The sequence below is a fragment of the Hyphococcus sp. genome, assembly GCF_965228385.1.
Lineage (GTDB): Bacteria > Pseudomonadota > Alphaproteobacteria > Caulobacterales > Parvularculaceae > Hyphococcus.
In genome coordinates this window covers 2227265-2244224 of record NZ_OZ245810.1, presented here as the reverse complement: position 1 = coordinate 2244224, position 16960 = coordinate 2227265, and the positions used below count along the sequence as shown (strand labels likewise).

At 55.5% G+C, this 16960-nt stretch carries 6 protein-coding genes; 4 read left to right on the top strand and 2 right to left on the bottom strand.

Translation table 11 applies throughout. The features are described 5' to 3' along the window. Window positions 1–41: 41 nt before the first annotated feature. A complete protein-coding gene (locus ACQK2Q_RS10515; protein WP_425409696.1) occupies window positions 42–1529 on the bottom strand; it encodes an amidohydrolase family protein in 1488 nt (495 codons plus the stop codon). Between the two features lie 161 nt (window positions 1530–1690). Between ACQK2Q_RS10515 and ACQK2Q_RS10510 the strand changes: the two genes are divergently transcribed. After that, window positions 1691–3163 (top strand): TolC family protein, encoded by a 1473-nt coding sequence (locus tag ACQK2Q_RS10510; RefSeq protein WP_425409695.1) that lies wholly within the window; start codon window positions 1691–1693, stop codon window positions 3161–3163. A gap of 17 nt (window positions 3164–3180) precedes the next feature. Here the strand turns inward: ACQK2Q_RS10510 and ACQK2Q_RS10505 are convergent, their stop codons facing one another. After that, window positions 3181–11262, bottom strand: a complete 8082-nt coding sequence (locus ACQK2Q_RS10505; protein WP_425409694.1) for a cadherin domain-containing protein — start codon at window positions 11260–11262, stop codon at window positions 3181–3183. Window positions 11263–11509: 247 nt separating this feature from the next. Here ACQK2Q_RS10505 and ACQK2Q_RS10500 point away from each other — a divergent pair, with 247 nt between their 5' ends. From ACQK2Q_RS10500 to ACQK2Q_RS10490, 3 genes are all read left to right on the top strand, one after another. Continuing rightward, window positions 11510–13147 carry an ABC transporter transmembrane domain-containing protein gene (locus ACQK2Q_RS10500; protein ID WP_425409693.1) on the top strand — a complete coding sequence of 546 codons (1638 nt, stop codon included), beginning with the start codon at window positions 11510–11512 and terminating at the stop codon, window positions 13145–13147. Between the two features lie 200 nt (window positions 13148–13347). Then, window positions 13348–15339 (top strand): peptidase domain-containing ABC transporter, encoded by a 1992-nt coding sequence (locus ACQK2Q_RS10495; RefSeq protein WP_425409692.1) that lies wholly within the window; start codon window positions 13348–13350, stop codon window positions 15337–15339. Between the two features lie 36 nt (window positions 15340–15375). Next, window positions 15376–16725, top strand: coding sequence for an HlyD family type I secretion periplasmic adaptor subunit (locus tag ACQK2Q_RS10490; protein ID WP_425409691.1), 1350 nt, complete (start codon window positions 15376–15378; stop codon window positions 16723–16725). Window positions 16726–16960 lie beyond the last annotated feature (235 nt).

Sequence of the window (16960 nt, the reverse complement as noted above, 5' to 3'; positions counted from 1 at the left end):
TGCGGGCGCCAAATTACCAGGGCGGGGTTAAGCGGCGGTGATCAGCCGCCCAGCGACTTGAAGTTTAAAAATTCACGCCGTGTTTTCGGACCGTACGTCGTGAAGCTGGGATTGGGCCGCTCAAGATAGGCGTGTTTGCGTGCGGAAAGGGCGTCGCTGGATGCGCGTTTTTTCGCCTCGTCCAGGGAGATTTTGTATGGAACCATGGCGTTCAGGCCGAAGATTTTCGCTTTCAGGGCGCGCGTCATCGGCGCGTAACCATATCGTTCCTGATGTTCGGCTGAGATTTCAAATGCGCGAAACGCCTGGATCTGATCCTGCGGGCTGCCATACCAGATGGAATCCGTCCCCCACAGAACATTATCCTCGCCGCAATATTTCACGAGCTTGCCCATGGCGTGCGCCGCCTGATCCATGTCGCGCATGAGAATGCGCCAGGTGGAGCCGAGTTCGGCGTAGACGTTTTTGTTCGGCCCGACGCCTGCGTCGATCAGCGACTGGCAGAGAACATCTATGCCGGCTTCTTTCGGCGCGCCCGGCGTGAATTCTTCTTCCGTTACGGCGAGATCGAGTCCCGAATGATAAAGTATGAAATTAATATCCGGGTGGCGCTTCGCGGCCTCGCCGATATCGGCGCAGGTTGAATGCTCGTAGGATTTCGGACCGAAGGACAGACCCTTATGGATGGCGATGTTGTTTACGCCGAGCTTTCTGGCGTTTTCAATCATCGCTTCGCCCGCGTCATCGGTCATGAAAAACCCGTTTCCGTCCGGTCCCCATTGGGTATAGGTCTTCCACGCGGAAATCGGGAAGTCGGCGGCGAGACGCGCCATGTCTTCCAGATCTCCGGGCTGGTTCGGGTTGACGCGCCCGTGCAGCATCAGGCGGTGATCGCCCTCCATGGCGTCGACAATTCTGCGTGTCGCGTCGGCTTCTTCGATGGTCACGGGCTCCGCATCGCGTTTTGACGGAACGAACGACAGAACCATCATGTCAGTGTCGGAATCCAGGAATACATCCTTGATAAATTCTTCCGGGCCAAGACAATTCAGATATTCCCGGCCTTCAGAATCGGCGGCCGCGACGCAGGCGTTGGGCATGCCCGAATAGGGGCGGGCGCTTTCCGGCAGCTTGCCAAGCCAGGCGCCTGTCGGGTTCACATAATGGCCCTGCACATCGAAGATGAATTCCTCGCCGCCGAGCGCTTCCATGGCGGCGTCGGCGTCCAGCGCGGCGTCAGGCGAAAGATTGAAATGGGCGGCGGTTTTCGCCGCCCGGGCGTTCGCTTCGTTCACGGCGAGCAAGGTGGTGGCGGCGCCGCAGGCCGACATCATGAAACTGCGGCGCGACTCGCCCTTGCGCCGCGCGTTTTCGGTGGCGCGGCTATGGGCGATAATATTGCCTTCGATATTATGAGGTTCCAGCGCAACAGGCGAAAACTCGCCGTTCGAGGTCGTATCAATGCGAATGGGAAGCCGCGCGCCGTCCGGGTCGCGGTCTTCTGCGGTAAGCCGATCTTCATATTTCATGACGCCCTCCGGTTGAAGACCTGAGGCTAGCATATTCCCCGGTTTCGAGCGTTCGGTTCGTCGCGCCGTTTGCTCGTTTTATCGGCCCGGGAGCGGGCGCGCACACGCCATATTAACCATGACCGCGCCATATTGCGAAAAATTCGTGGTGTATTCAGTTGATGGCGTTAAGGACTTCGAAACTTCTGGGAATGCTTGCAGCGGCGGCGTACGCGCCGGGCGCCTTGGCCGTTGACGATGACGCCGATACGCTTCGCGGCAGCATTTACGGCGGATTTCAGCTGGACGACGACGCGCTCGATATGGTCAGCGTCATGGCGATTGCTCAATCCGCGTCCGATGCTGAAGACGATAGAACCGCAATAGACGAAGCACCTTCAGCCGCAAAGCGGCGGGACGTTGGCGAGACGGTTGTTGCTGCAGTGCGCGCGGCGCTCGGCCATAGTCCGCAGATCGACATTGCAGAATCGCGACGGGATTCGGCGCGGGCTGACAGGTTTCAGGCGTTCGGCCAGTTCCTTCCCGAGATCGAAGCGAGCGCATCTTACGCCGATGACAAATGGCGCAGCGAGACGCTGCAGACCTTGCAGGACCGGGATGGAACAACGCTCGGCGTGACTGCGGTGCAGCCGATCTTTCAGGGGCTGGCGGCGATAAACCGCTTCCGCGAGGCGCGCGCAAAACTCAGCCAGCAGGAACTTTCGCTGCTGGCGGCCAGACAGCAAACCGCGCTTGATGCGGCGCGCGCGCATGCCGGGGTGATTCTGGGCCGGCGGGTCGTCGCGCACCGGATTGAAAATCTGACGCTGGTTCAACGTCAACTGGAAGTTGCCGATAAACGCCAGCAAGCCGGCGCGCAAAGCCGGACCGGCGTTGAGCAGGCCCGCATGCGGCTGGCGCAGGCGCAGGTTGATCTCGGCGCCGCGCGCGCTTCCCTGGCTGAGCGCGAAGCCGCCTATGTGCGCATCACCGGCCGCCAGGCGCCGGCGGAATTTTCGTCTGATGAAACCGACCGAACCGGAGAAATTTCTTCACTCGATGAAGCGCTTACGCTGGCGCGAGAATTCAACCCCGCTTTGAACGCCGCCGAAGCTTCCTGGCGCGCAGCCAAACACGCGAAGAACGCCGCCATCGGCGATTTCGCGCCGCGCCTGACGCTGGAGGGCAGTTATTTCAGGCGCGTCGGCGAAGAACAGGCGATCGCGGGACAGAACAGGGATGAGGAATATCAGTTGGTGGCGCGTATGCGCATGCCGATTTTTCGTCAGGGTAGAAACATCGCCGGATTGAAATCCGCCGGCGCCAATGTCAGCGCAGAGCAGGCGCAGATGGTGACGACGCGGCTTGGGGTCGACGAAACCGTGATGCGCAATTGGCGACAATTGGCGGAAGCGGAAACGAAACGGATCGCCGCGCGCCAGGGAATTGACGCCGCCGGTCAATCCGTAAAAGGCCTTCAGGTGGAATACGAAGCAGGTCAACGTTCGGTTATCGACGTACTCGACGGACAGCGCGACCTTGTGCAGGCGCAGATTAACCTGTCGCAGTCGGAATTCGACGTCCGCATTGCGCAATACGAACTGGCCGCGGCAACAGGCTTTATTCTCGAAGCGTTTGGTCTTTCTTCTGACTAAACGCCGAAGCCAATGTTTTATATCACGACTTCTTCAATATCGTTGAAGCTCAGGGTTAATCCGTCGTTGAATGTGATAACCCCGTCTGCATCGTCGGAGAAGGTCAGGCCATCCTCATCGGATGAAATGATCGAACCTTCGGTTAGTTCAATTGTCCAGTCGACGCCAAACTCTCCCAGCGGACTATCGCCTTCGCTCAACTGAATGGAATCAGTCCATCCACCGCCAGCGCCGCCGTAGACGCGATCCGATCCGTCTCCCATTTCGTAGACAAACACGTCGCTTCCGTCGCCGCCGACCATATAGTCATCGCCGGCGCCGCCGGAGATTGTATCGTCGCCAGCGTCGCCGCGAATATTATCGTTGCCGTCGCCGCCAGTGATGATGTCTTCACCGTCGCCGCCGCGCTGGACATCGTTGCCGGATCCGCCGGTCAGCGTGTCGTCGCCGCCGCCGCCGATCTGGGTGGCGCGATCGGTCATGCCGGAAGCGTCCAGATGATCGTCGCCCGCGCCGCCGTCGACGCGCTCGACTGAAGACGCCGCCATATCGATGGAAACGCCGCCGTCACCGCGCACGATGACGCGGTCGGAACCGTCGCCGCCGTCGATCACGGTGTCGTCGGCGTCCGCATAGATGACGTCGTCGCCCGCGCCGCCATAGAGTTCATCGGCGCCCGCATTGCCGTCGATGTTATCATTGCCGCCGCCGCCATTGATGATGTCTTCACCGTCGCCGCCGCGCTGGACATCGTTGCCGGATCCGCCGGTCAGCGTGTCGTCGCCGCCGCCGCCGATCTGGGTGGCGCGATCGGTCATGCCGGAAGCGTCCAGATGATCGTCGCCTGCGCCGCCGTCGACGCGCTCGACTGAAGACGCCGCCATATCGATGGAAACGCCGCCGTCACCGCGCACGATGACGCGGTCGGAACCGTCGCCGCCGTCGATCACGGTGTCGTCGGCGTCCGCATAGATGACGTCGTCGCCCGCGCCGCCATAGAGTTCATCGGCGCCCGCATTGCCGTCGATGTTATCATTGCCGCCGCCGCCATTGATGATGTCTTCACCGTCGCCGCCGCGCTGAACATCGTTGCCGGACCCGCCGGTCAGCGTGTCGTCGCCGGCGCCGCCGATCTGGTTGGCGCGATCTGTCATGCCGGAAGCGTCCAGATGATCGTCGCCTGCGCCGCCGTCGACGCGCTCGACTGAAGACGCCGCCATATCGATGGAAACGCCGCCGTCGCCGCGTACGATGACGCGGTCGGAACCGCCGCCGCCGTCGATCACGGTGTCGTCGGCGTCGGCATAGATGACGTCGTCGCCCGCGCCGCCATAGAGTTCATCGGCGCCCGCATTGCCGTCGATGTTATCATTGCCGTCGCCAGCATACATAACGTCATTGCCGTCATAGCCGCGCATGACATCGTTACCGGCGCCGGCGTTCATCGAATCGTCCTGATTCGTACCGATTATCCGGTCCGCTGACGCCGTGCCCTCAATAACGTTCAGTTCGTCAATATCCGCCACGTTTACGGTCAATGTGTATTGCGTTGTTTCCCCGCCAGCGCCGATAGCCTCCACCGTCACATCGTAGGACTGTTGCGCTTCATAATCGAGAGAAACGCCGTCTTTGACTTTCAGTTCATTGCCGACCACTTCGAAGAAGCCGGAAGGATCGTCTGCAAGTGTGAAATCTGTAACCGCAGCGCCCGTGTTCGGGTCTGTCGCTGAGATGGACCCGACGTCAGCTCCAGCTTCATTTTCCGCAACAGTCGGGGTTGCGCCATGGAAACTGTCCACAATAGCTGCGTCGCCTTGCAGTTGAAGATGGTTGACGCCGACAAGATCTTCGATAACGCCGCCATTCTCCTGGCTCATAACCCAATTATTGACCAGGCCCGGTTCCGTTTCGGGGTCTTTCAATACTTTTCCGGCGTTGTCTGCGATTTCCTCATCGCTTCGCGCATAATCGAAAATACGCACTTCGACAATTTCGCCTTCGAATATCTGTCCGGTATTGAAGCCGCCGCCTTCGCTGTCCTGTTCCTGACCGAGCACCATAGCGCCGTCGGACTTCAGATCGCGAATGTTCACGCTGGCAGCGAATTCCTGATCACCGTCCACATAGACTTTCAGTTCATTCGTAGACTGATCCCAGGAAAATGAGACTTGATGCTGTTCGCCGTCCAGGAGAGACGCATTCGGAATACCTGTATTGATTTTCTGGCCTGCGAGGTAGATATGAACATTGCCGCTTGATCCTTCGAGCCAGACCAGGGCTTCATTATCAGAACCGTCGCTGGCGGCGTAAGAAAATAACGGCGTTCCGTTCCCGACCTCGGTTTGTGATGAAGCGAAAGAAATTTCAACGGTCAGTGCGTCGGTAGGGAATCCGTCCATATTCGAAGCAATCGCCGCATCGTTGTTCCCGCCGTCTGTATTCAACGCCAGAACGCCGTTCGCGATTTCCGGCTGAAAGCTGACATTGATCGGCGCTTCATTCACATTGGCAACGTCTATTGTGATGGTCTGCTGCACTGATGCGCCGTCCGCATCCGTCGCCTGAACAGTCACCTCGTATGATTCCTGCGCTTCGTAGTCGAGTGAAACGCCGTCCTTGACTTTCAACTCATTGCCGACAACTTCGAAGAGACCTGAGACGTCTTCGGCGATCATGAAATCGGTGACAGCTTCGCCCGTGTCGGGATCCGTAGCTGAAAGAGTTCCGACAACTGCGCCATCCTGATTTTCAAGCACGCCAGTCGTACCTGCGCCGGCGCCATCCTTGATCGAAGCGCCATTCTGCAATTGAAGATCATTACCGCCAGCGATGTCGGCAATGACGCCTCCATCGGCGCTGTTCATGATCCAGTTGGAGACAAGGCCCGTTTGCGCTTCCGGCCCGCTTAAAGGTTTGCCGGCGTTATCTGCGATTTCTTCACCGGAGCGCGCGTAATCGAAAATCCGCGCTTCTGATATTTCGCCTTCAAAGACCTGATTGGCGTCGTAACCGCCGCCTTCGCTATCCTGTTCCTGACCGAAGGCAACTGTGCCGTCGGCTTTGAGATCGCGAACATTGACGCTTGATGCAAATTCCTCTTCGCCGTCGACATAGACTTTCAACTCGTTGGAAGCCTGATCCCAGGTGAATGAAACCTGATGCTGTTCGCCATCCAGAAGAGATGCATTTGGGATACCGGTATTAATTTTCTGGCCGGCGAGGAAGACATGAACCTCGCCGCTCGATCCTTCGAGCCAGAGAAGCGCCTCATTGTTTGATCCGCCGTCAGCTGCATAAGAAAACAGCGGAACGCCGGAGCCGACATCGGTCTGTGAGGACGTGAAAGAGATTTCGACTGTCAGCGCGTCGGTCGGGAAGCCTTCCATATTCGCCGCAATCGCTACATCGTCTTGACCGCCGTTCTGGTTGAGCGAGAGGGCGCCGCCGGAAACGGGCTCGAAGACAAAATCGACGGGCGCTTCGTTGACGTCCGCAACATTAATCGTCACGGTTTCGGTATAGATATTCCCGCCGCTGTCGGTGACTTCAAGCGTTACATCATAGGAACTCTGCGCCTCGTGATCGAGAGCAGATCCGTCTTTCACTTTCAATTGATTGCCAGCGACTTCGAACAGCCCCGAGGCATCGTCAGCAATCGCAAATGTCGCCGTATCACCTGCGTCCGGATCGGTCGCAGATAATGTGGCGACTATGGCGCCGTCGGCGTTTTCATTCGCGATATATGCATCGTCTGAATAGCTTGCCGAGATGACTGCGTGGAGTCCATCCGGACCGCCGCTATCTGGGTTGATGACCTCAACCGTGTTTTCACCATCTATGAAATCAGGCAAATCCCATTCGCCGTTCACAAGCTCCAGTGGCTCCATTACGCCTGAGCCTGGCGTGCGCGTGGCGAACGCTTCAACGCCGTTCTCCGTTATGACGATTTGGATCCGCGGACTGCCGTCATCGTTTGGCACCCAGGGCTGATGGATGGCGGCGCCATCTTCGAACTGTAGGAAAGATTCCGTTTCCGGATCATAATGGGCGTGTTCAAGCTGGATGACGCCTTCTGTCAGCGATTGACCGTTGACGACCAGTTCCAATGAATTGTCGATACGCGTGAAATCAATTGTAATTTCTGCAGAGTCCGCGTTAACACCGCTGAGGTCTATGCTTGCTGCGCCGGCGCCGCCTCCTTCGCCGGTCGTGACGTTTGCATTTTCGATGGTTGCAGCGATGCTTTCCTGTGATTGTTCAGGCGTGAGAACAATGTCAGTCGGGGCCTCATTGACGTCTGCTACAGGTATTGAAAGCTCTGTTGAAGAGCTCTCTCCGTGTTCGTCGGTTGCTGTGACCGTAACGTTGATTTCCGATTCTGTTTCGTGATCGACGGCTGCACCGTCTTTCAGTTTCAACGCGACGCCAATTTCTGTTTCCACCAATTCAAAACGGTCGTCACTGACTTCATAAGTAACCGTGTCTCCATCCGCATCGGTTATGGACAGAACAGCCGCTACGTCTCCCACTGTATTTTCGCTCAAGCCCAATTGATCCTGTTCGGTATAACCGGGCATCCGATATGAATCGCCGCCGATGACGTGCATGTCGCCGCCAGTGTCGGGTCCGCTCCAAGCGAGTTGCAGGGTCTGAGATCCGCCATTTTCGAAATAGCGCACTTCAATATCGTGAGCGCCTTCGTCGAGATCGACGCTGACGGAGCGCGTGCGTGTGCCGTGCAACCCGTCATTGTCGAGCACCGGCTCGCCGTCGATGAACAGCATGGAGCCGTCGTCGCTCGCCATGTTGAACGTGTAGGTCCCGCTGTTTTCGACAACGAGCTGACCTTCATATTTTGCGGCGAAATAATCGCCTGGCGCGCCGTCCCAAAACGCTTCCTGACCTTGCATGTAATCGAGGCTCTCGACAACGCCTTGCGCGTCAGGCGCGGCGTCGAAGTCGACTTGATCCAGATTGCTGAGCGAATGGCCAATATTGTAATAGGACGCCTGCAAGCCTTCGCCGCCCACAACGTCTATTTCTGGTGCGTTGTTCGTGTCCTCCACAGCAATTGAAAAGTGAACCGTGTCGTCTGATCCGGCTGCGTCGGTTACCGTTACGGCCACGTCAACGGCGCTTTCAGCTTCATGATCAAGCGACACGCCTTCCTTCAGTTTCAGAACATAGGCGCCGTCATCCTCGGCGACTTCAAACCGGTCATCGCTTACGGAAAAGCTGTGTGTATCTCCCGCGTCCGGATCAGTGACAGTGAGCGCTGCTACGACTGCACCGGCATGATCTTCTGGAACAGAAAGACTATCAGGCGTGTCGCCATGCTGGAACGCTTCGCCGCCGATGACGTGCATGTCGCCGCCAGTGTCGGGTCCGCTCCAAGCGAGTTGCAGGGTCTGAGATCCGCCATTTTCGAAATAGCGCACTTCAATATCGTGAGCGCCTTCGTCGAGATCGACGCTGACGGAGCGCGTGCGTGTGCCGTGCAACCCGTCATTGTCGAGCACCGGCTCGCCGTCGATGAACAGCATGGAGCCGTCGTCGCTCGCCATGTTGAACGTGTAGGTCCCGCTGTTTTCGACAACGAGCTGACCTTCATATTTTGCGGCGAAATAATCGCCTGGCGCGCCGTCCCAAAACGCTTCCTGACCTTGCATGTAATCGAGGCTCTCGACAACGCCTTGCGCGTCAGGCGCGGCGTCGAAGTCGACTTGATCCAGATTGCTGAGCGAATGGCCAATATTGTAATAGGACGCCTGCAGTCCGGATCCGGAGGCGAGGCCAAGCGAAGGCCCTTCGTTCACATCGTTTACACTGATCTCGAATGCTTGCGATGTGGCGACGCCTGAACTGTCTGTCGCGGTCACCGTGACATTGACGGTGTCCGCTTCATTAAAGTCGAGTTCAACGCCGTCTTTCAGTTTTAATTCATTCCCGACGACTTCAAACCGGTCGTCGGACACTGTAAAATTCAGCGTATCGCCTTCATCCGGATCAAATGCGGAAAGAACGCCGACAGTTTCGCCAGAAGCATTCTCATCTACACTGGTGTTCGAAAGCTGCAGGTTGGACGGCTCCTCGTTTATATCTGCGACATAAAGCGTAACCGTCTCGGAGTAAGTGGCGCCGCCGCTGTCGCTGACGTTCAGCGTAATTTTATAAGAATCCTGCCCTTCATGATCGAGCGCCGCACCGTTTTTCAGTTTCAACTGATCGCCGACAACCTCAAACAGTCCGGACGGATCATCCGCGATAGAAAAAGACACAGTATCGCTCGCATCAACATCGCTGGCGGAAAGCGTCGCCACTAGGACGCCGGCTTCATTCTCATCAATACTAGAATGACTGAGCGCAATATCATCAGGCGCTTCATTCACATCGTTGATGTCGATCGAGAAGGACTGGGTTTCAGAAAGACCGCCGCGATCAGTAGCCGTCACAGTGACGTCCAGCGTTTCAAGCATCTCATGATCGAAAGAAACGCCGTCTTTGACTTTAAGCTCGCCGCCGACGACTTCAAAGCGCTCGTCGGACACAGTAAAGGTCACGGCGTCGTCCGCATCGGGGTCATAAGCCGACAATGTACCGACGACAGCGCCAGCGCTGTTTTCGTCGATATTCGCGTTTGAAAGCTGAATGTCTGACGGGCCTTCATTCACATCGCTAATGTCGATCGAGAAGGACTGAGTTTCGGAAAGACCGCCGCGATCGGTAGCGGTCACGGTGACGTCCAGCGTTTCAAGCATCTCATGATCGAAAGAAACGCCGTCTTTGACTTTAAGCTCGCCGCCGACGACTTCAAAGCGCTCGTCGGACACACTAAAGGTCACGGCGTCGCCTGCATCCGGATCATAAGCCGACAATGTACCGACGACAGCGCCAGCGCTGTTTTCATCGATAATCGTAGAGGACAGCTGAATATCTGACGGCCCTTCATTTATATCATTTATGTCGATTGAGAAGGACTGAGTTTCGGAAAGACCGCCGCGATCGGTAGCCGTCACGGTGACATCCAGCGTTTCAAGTATCTCATGATCGAAAGAAACGCCGTCTTTGACTTTAAGCTCGCCGCCGACGACTTCTAAACGCTCGTCGGACACAGTAATGGTCACGGCGTCGCCTGCATCCGGATCATAAGCCGACAATGTACCGATGACAGCGCCGGCGCTGTTTTCGTCGATATTCGCGTTTGAAAGCTGAATGTCTGACGGGCCTTCGTTTAAGTCGGCGACATCAATGGTTACAGTTTGCGAATATAAATTCCCGGCGCTGTCTTCCACCTGAATTTGAAGTTCGTACGAATCTTTCGCTTCGTAATCGAGTGCGGCGCCGTCTTTTAGTTTCAGTTGATTGCCGATGATTTCGAAAAGACCGGACTTATCTTCTGCAATTGTAAAGGTTGCTGTCTCATTGGCGTCCGGATCTATCGCCGAAAGCGTCGCAATGGAAGCGCCTGCATCGTTTTCGTCGACAGAATTCGCGGTTAGGGTGATCTCAACGGGGGACTCATTCACCGGTGCGCGATCAGACTCATTAGTCGAGGTTTCGGACGGGGGAGATGCTGGCTGATATTCTTCAGGCGTAAGGCTGGCTTTGGCGGAAATCGAAGGCGCCGCGCCAGCGCCATATCCGGCCGCAAAATTCTGGTCGCCGGCGCCGGTTTGAAAATCTATACCGTATTCCGCGCGGCCATCGTATTCCGCGCCACGTGTATCCGCGTTTCCTTGCCGGGCAGTTAAGGGTTCGTTAAGTTCCGCGCCAACTTTCCCTGTTCCAGGGCGTCCCTGCTGGTGATCGGGCTGTCCGTCGCCAGAGACAGTTTGAGACTGCAAGTTGGCGTTGTCACCATCGTTGTCAGCGCCGTTAGATTTCCATTCAGCCTGTTGCTGGTCGCCAAAATGAAGATTGCCGTGCGCGCCCGTACCATCGCCTTCCATGGGGTGAGGCGTTTCACCATTACGAGCATTTTTCAGCGCTTCGCGCTCAGCCTCCAGGGCAAGGTCTTCCGTTGTGCTCTTTTCCGCTTCATCTAATGCAGGATTAGAAAGATTCTTGTCAGCGGACTGCTTGCTCTGCGACTTCGCCATGATGTGTACTCTTTACCTACGCCAAACTGGCGAAAGCATAGGCGTAAGGAATTAATCAGAAACTTATCAACAAAGTTAATCTCTCGTAAATGACGTTTGCCCTTCTGCGCTTTCTATAGTTTTTGGAAAGGATTTAACCATAAACAGAAGATAAAATTTGTTGTGTGTGGAAACGGTTTTCATGTTTCAGGGCGCGTTTAGTAACTTCGCTAAGCTTATAAAACACGAGGATTCCAATGCCGGCGCATTGGCGGAACCGCCTCTAAGCCTCGTAACTTACGGCGCGTCCGCCGTCGTAAACATACTGGCCCTCGCGTTACCGTTAACGATCCTGCAAATTTATGATCGCGTGCTTCCTAACGCTTCATTCGATACTCTTTCGGCGTTGATAATTGTACTGATCAGTGTCGTAATCATTGACGGATTGCTGAAGTATTTTCGCTCTGCAGTCGTCAATTGGTCTGCAGCATCATTTACGCACACAGTTACAGTGCGCGCCTTGTCGACAATGCTGAAAAGCCGCCCATCCAGTTTCTCCCGGATAACGGCCAGCGAGCATCTGGAACGCTTGAACGCTGTATCTGGACTGGGGGGACATCTGGGCGGACAATCACGAATTGTCGCCGTCGATATCTTGTTCATACCCATTTTCGCGTCCGTGATAATTCTCGTCGGCGGCATGATATTTTTCGTCGTTTTGTCGCTATTTGCGCTTTTTGGTTACCTGGCCATGCGCCGTACGCGAGCACTAAACGCCACCATCGCTGAGCGGGAAACACATGAATCGCGCAAAAGTGATTTTATCATTGAAGTTTTGCGCTCAATGCAGACCGTAAAATCCTGTGGCATGGAGCCGCTGATGATGCGCCGTTTTGAACGCCTTCAATCCGCAGGCAGCATGATTACAAAACGCATCATCAACCTGACTGGAACCGCTCAAACGTATTCTGCAATGTATGCGTCGCTTTCGATTGTTGCGATTGTCGGCGTCGGCGCAGTTTTGGTGCTTAACGGGCGGCTAACGCTGGGCGCGCTTGCTTGTTGCATGCTCTTGTCTTCACAACTGCTGCAGCCCCTTATGCGCTCGCTCGCAAGCTGGAATGATATACAGCTTGCTAAATATCGAAGAGAACGCGTTACAGCGATTTTTGAAGATAATAGCGAAAAAACGGAATTTCCAAATGAGTACCAACACAAAGCCATCCCTACAAAGGTCACATTAAAAAACCTGACCGTACAGTATGGAGACGCCAAACCGCTTTTTGAAAACTTGAATTTGGTAATCCCCGCTGGCGCCATGATTGCGATTAAAGGAGCTGACGGCTCAGGCCGTTCTTCACTTCTGCGCGTTTTGATGGGCGATACGCCGGTCACTGCAGGTCAGGTGATTATCGGCGATTTAACCGGTGCTGAACACTCCAGGAATCTGGTCCGCTATGTGGGGCAGACGCCTACAATTTTTCGCGGGACTATTCTCGATAACCTTACGCTTTTCGGGTCGCTGCCGGCGAAAACAGCGCTGACTGCATCGCGCATTATCGGTCTTGATGAAGAAATTGTTCGTATGCCGCTTGGCTATGACACAATGCTGAAAAGCGCAGCGGGCCGGGATGTTCCCGCGCCGACCGCGCAACGCATCAGTATTGTACGCGCGTTGGCGACGAGGCCGTCTGTTTTAATTCTGGATGAAGCCAATACGCTGCTGGATTTGGCTGGAGAGCAACGATTTGCTGAGGCGCTTCAACGTCTGCGCGGAAAAATGACTATTATTCTTGCGACGCACCGGCCTTCGCTGATCCGTCTCGCCGATAAATGCTATGAGGTGACGCCTGGAAAACTCGTCTTGCTCGATAATGAAAATTCTACAGCGCGGGCGGCGTCATGACATTTCCAAAAGCATTTTCTCAAGCGGCGCAAGCTGATGCCGTTCAGAATCCGGTCCACACATTGCAAAATCGTTTGCATTCAACATTTCGTGGTGCACGTGCTGCTCAGAAAACCTCAAATGATGACTGCGTTGAGGTGATCAACCGCTTCTTGAAACTTACCGGCTGGGTTCAAGGAAGGAGACGGATTTTTGAATCGATGCCGCATGCAGACGATGTAGAATCGGTCGCAGCGTTTCGATCGGTTCTTTTTCGGCTTGGATATAAAACTACGGCGGAAACTGTCACAAAGAAAAACTTGCGTGCAGAATATCTGCCCTGCTTTATCTGCCGCGCCGACGGGAGCGTTCTACTTGCGGAAAAGTTGGACAATGACGGCCTGGTTACTGTTTTCGATTCTACGGCGCAAGACAGCCGGATCATCCCTGCTGATCAGCTGGATGGCCTGGCGATTTTTCCTGAGGCCATTGAGGTCAAGGAGCCACAGTCCGGCGCGGCTGCGCCAACGTGGTCGTCTGCGGCGCTTACGGCCTTCAAACCGGTGATCCGTCAGATTTTTCTTATTAGCTTTTTAGTCAATCTTTTTGCGCTGGCGCCGCCGCTTTTCGTCATGACCGTTTACGACAAGGCCGTAGGCGCTAAATCATTCGACGTTCTTATCGGCCTGGCGATTGGCATCAGTTTTGTTCTCGCCGCCGATTTCGCACTGCGGCAGGTGCGTGTACGGCTTCAATCCTATCTCGGCGCTCGCCTGGACGAACAATTGAATGAAACTGCGTTTCGTCATTTGTTGCATTTGTCTTTATCATATACTGAGGACGCGCCGATTGGATCGCAGCTTACCCGATTACGGCAAATGACTTCCCTGCATGAGGCCTTTACAGGTCCGCTTGCGAACGCTTTTTTCGATCTTCCGTTTCTCATAATGTTTATCGCCGTCATCGCCCTTATCGGCGGGCCGCTGGTTTGGGTGCCGATTGCGCTTGTCGCCGTTTATGGCGTACTTGCCGCCTGGGCGTTGCCAAAAACCAGCAAGCTGGTTCGTCAAGCGGGCGATGTCCGCGCGCAACTGAATAATCTTACGGTAGAAGCCGTGTCTGCCCAGCGCGCTATCCACGACCTTGCCGCTGAACATATCTGGCTCCGCCGCCAGCGGCGTCTTTCCGCGCAGGCGGCAGTGGCAAATATGAAAGCGCGGCAGTTAAACTTTCTCATCCAGACGATTTCTCAGTCCATGGTCGCTGTCGCGGGCGTTGCGATTTTAACGATAGGCGCAGGGCAGGTTATCGCTGGAGAATTGAGCGCCGGCGCGCTTATCGCCGTTATGGCGTTATCCTGGCGAGTGCTCGGCCCGATACGCAATTTATTTATGAGTGCTCTGACGCTTGGTCAGACAGTGCAAAGCATTCAGCAGGTCGACCGGCTCGTGCGCATGCCGCTTGAGCGCGAACCGAATGCTGGGCCGTCCATTCCGCGTAGTTTTAAAGGCCACGTTGTTTTCGACAAAATTTCATTCAGATATCCAGGTGCGCGAGAGCCGTCGCTTCGCGGCGTCTCGTTCGATGTTAAACCTGGAGAGATTTTGTGTCTGTACGGTCAAAGTGGTTCTGGCACATCGACAGCCCTGCGTGTTTTGATGGGTTTATATCAGCAACAGGCGGGATCTATTTTCGTAGACGGCCTGGATTTGCGTCAGCTTGATAAAGGCGAATGGCGCAACGCGCTTGGCGTTGCATTGCAATCCCCCGACCTGTTTCACGGGACGGTTGCACAGAATATCCGCCTTGCCCGTGCTGACGCAAGCGATGAGGAAATTGATGCGGTCGTGCGAAAGCTTGGCATTGATAGATATTTTGGCGGCGCGTTAGACGAGGGGCTGGATACACGGTGCTCTGTTATGGCGCGCGCCACCTGGCCCGATCCACTGGTCAGCCGGATCATTCTGGCGCGAGCTTTTATCAAGAATGCGCCGGTTTATCTGCTTGATGAGCCTGCGGCGACGCTTGATTATACTGGCGAGCGCGCATTGTTATCGCTACTGGAAGAAAGACGGCGGACCAGCGCGATTATTATGACAACACAACGGCCGAGCCATATGCGTCTCGCCGATAAAGTAATCTGGCTGGACCGCGGCGTTGTCCGGGATATGGGACCGCCTGACCAGATCGTTCCGAAAATTATGGCCGCGTAGGTAAAGCTAATGACCGTTGATACTGCGAGCACAGACATGACGAAAACACAGAATAAGCCCAAAAAGCAGCATGAGAATGTCGGTGAAAGGCATGGTCTGGCGCTACCTATAGAGTTGGAGGAAGGCGCGCCGCCGTTTTTGGCGCGCGCCGCCATGGCTATCCTGAGCGGGTTGATCGTCCTTCTGCTGGTCTGGGCGAATATCGCGAATGTACGCGAGCTTTCTCTTGCTGCGGGCGAGATCGCCCCCTTTGGATCGACACGTGAAGCGGCGCATCTGGAAGGCGGGATCATTGACGAAGTTCTCGTTAGTCCGGGAGAAGAAGTGGAGGAAGGCCAGCCGCTCGTGCGTTTGCGTGCAGAGAATGCAGGCGGTGAATTTGATCGCTACGAAGCGCGTCGCGCTAATCTGCAACTGCGTTCGGAAAGGCTGGACGCGCAGGCGCAAGGCCGCGACCCGGATTTCAAAGCATATATTGACGACTGGCCGAAAATTGTAGCTGAACAAATCACCGTTTACGCCGCTGCCGTAGAGCAACACCGCGCGGTGATGGCCACGTTTAGCGAGCGCGAGGCATCGGCAAAATCCGAAGTCGAGAAAGCAGAGGCGGAACTTGACGCCGAGCAGGATCTTTTGAAGCTTTCGCAGGAGCAATTAGCGATACAGGAAGAATTGATAGATCAGGGTTTTACCTCGAAGCAGTCTTATCTGCAGGCAAAAGCGGCAGTCGCCTCGGCGCGCGCAACAGCGGCAGGCGCCAAGTCACGGCTCGAACAGGCGAAACGTTCGCTTTCCGCCGCGCGCGCGGATCGTGAAGGCGGGGAGGCGGAATATAAAAACAGGATTGCCGAAGAACGCTCAGCGGTCATCGCCGAATTGGCTGAACTGGCGGAACCTATCGCATCGCTCAAAGACCGGTCGCAGCGCCTCACCGTACGAGCCCCGATTGCCGGCGTCGTAAACGATGTACTCGTTAACGGTCGTGGCGATGTTGTACGACCCGGGGGCGTAGTTGCTGAAATCACACCGACGGGCGCGGAACTCATGGCGGAAGTGCGCGTAAATCCAAAAGACATCGGCCACATTGCCGTCGGACTGGAAACGGATGTGAGCGTGACGACTTTCGATCCAAACCGCTATGGAAAAATTGAGGGCCGTGTCGCGCACGTTTCTGCAGATACGTTTACCGACGAACGTACCGGCGATTCTTATTATATTGCTTATGTATCACTGCCGCAGCAGGAAATCGGAACCGGCAATGCGAAGCGTCAATTGACACCGGGCATGCAAGTTCAGGCTGAAATCGTCACGCAAACAAGAACCATGATGCAGTATATATTAAAGCCTGTGTCTCGTTCGCTCGATCAAGCGTTCACGGAACGCTGATAATGCGCCGAATAGCTGCAACGCTGCTTTTGGTAGGTTTAGCGTAACTGGATTCAAATTAGATTTGAGTTGTACGGGCATCAAATGAAAACCGATGATCGTACAATCAAATGAACGTGACGAAAAATCCATTTTCAAAATACCTGTGCAATCAGGCGGCTGCCGCCCGATAAGAATAGGTTTAAATAAATTGCGTCGTTGATTTTCACGCGCCTTTATCGCGCGCCCTTAAAAA

Excerpts from the sequence above, each read along its gene's own strand:
- ACQK2Q_RS10515 (WP_425409696.1), bottom strand. The coding sequence starts at position 1,529 with ATGAAATATGAAGATCGGCTTACCGCAGAAGACCGCGACCCGGACGGC.
- ACQK2Q_RS10495 (WP_425409692.1), top strand. The coding sequence starts at position 13,348 with ATGCCGCATGCAGACGATGTAGAATCGGTCGCAGCGTTTCGATCGGTT.
- ACQK2Q_RS10510 (WP_425409695.1), top strand. The coding sequence starts at position 1,691 with ATGGCGTTAAGGACTTCGAAACTTCTGGGAATGCTTGCAGCGGCGGCG.
- ACQK2Q_RS10505 (WP_425409694.1), bottom strand. The coding sequence starts at position 11,262 with ATGGCGAAGTCGCAGAGCAAGCAGTCCGCTGACAAGAATCTTTCTAAT.
- ACQK2Q_RS10490 (WP_425409691.1), top strand. The coding sequence starts at position 15,376 with ATGACGAAAACACAGAATAAGCCCAAAAAGCAGCATGAGAATGTCGGT.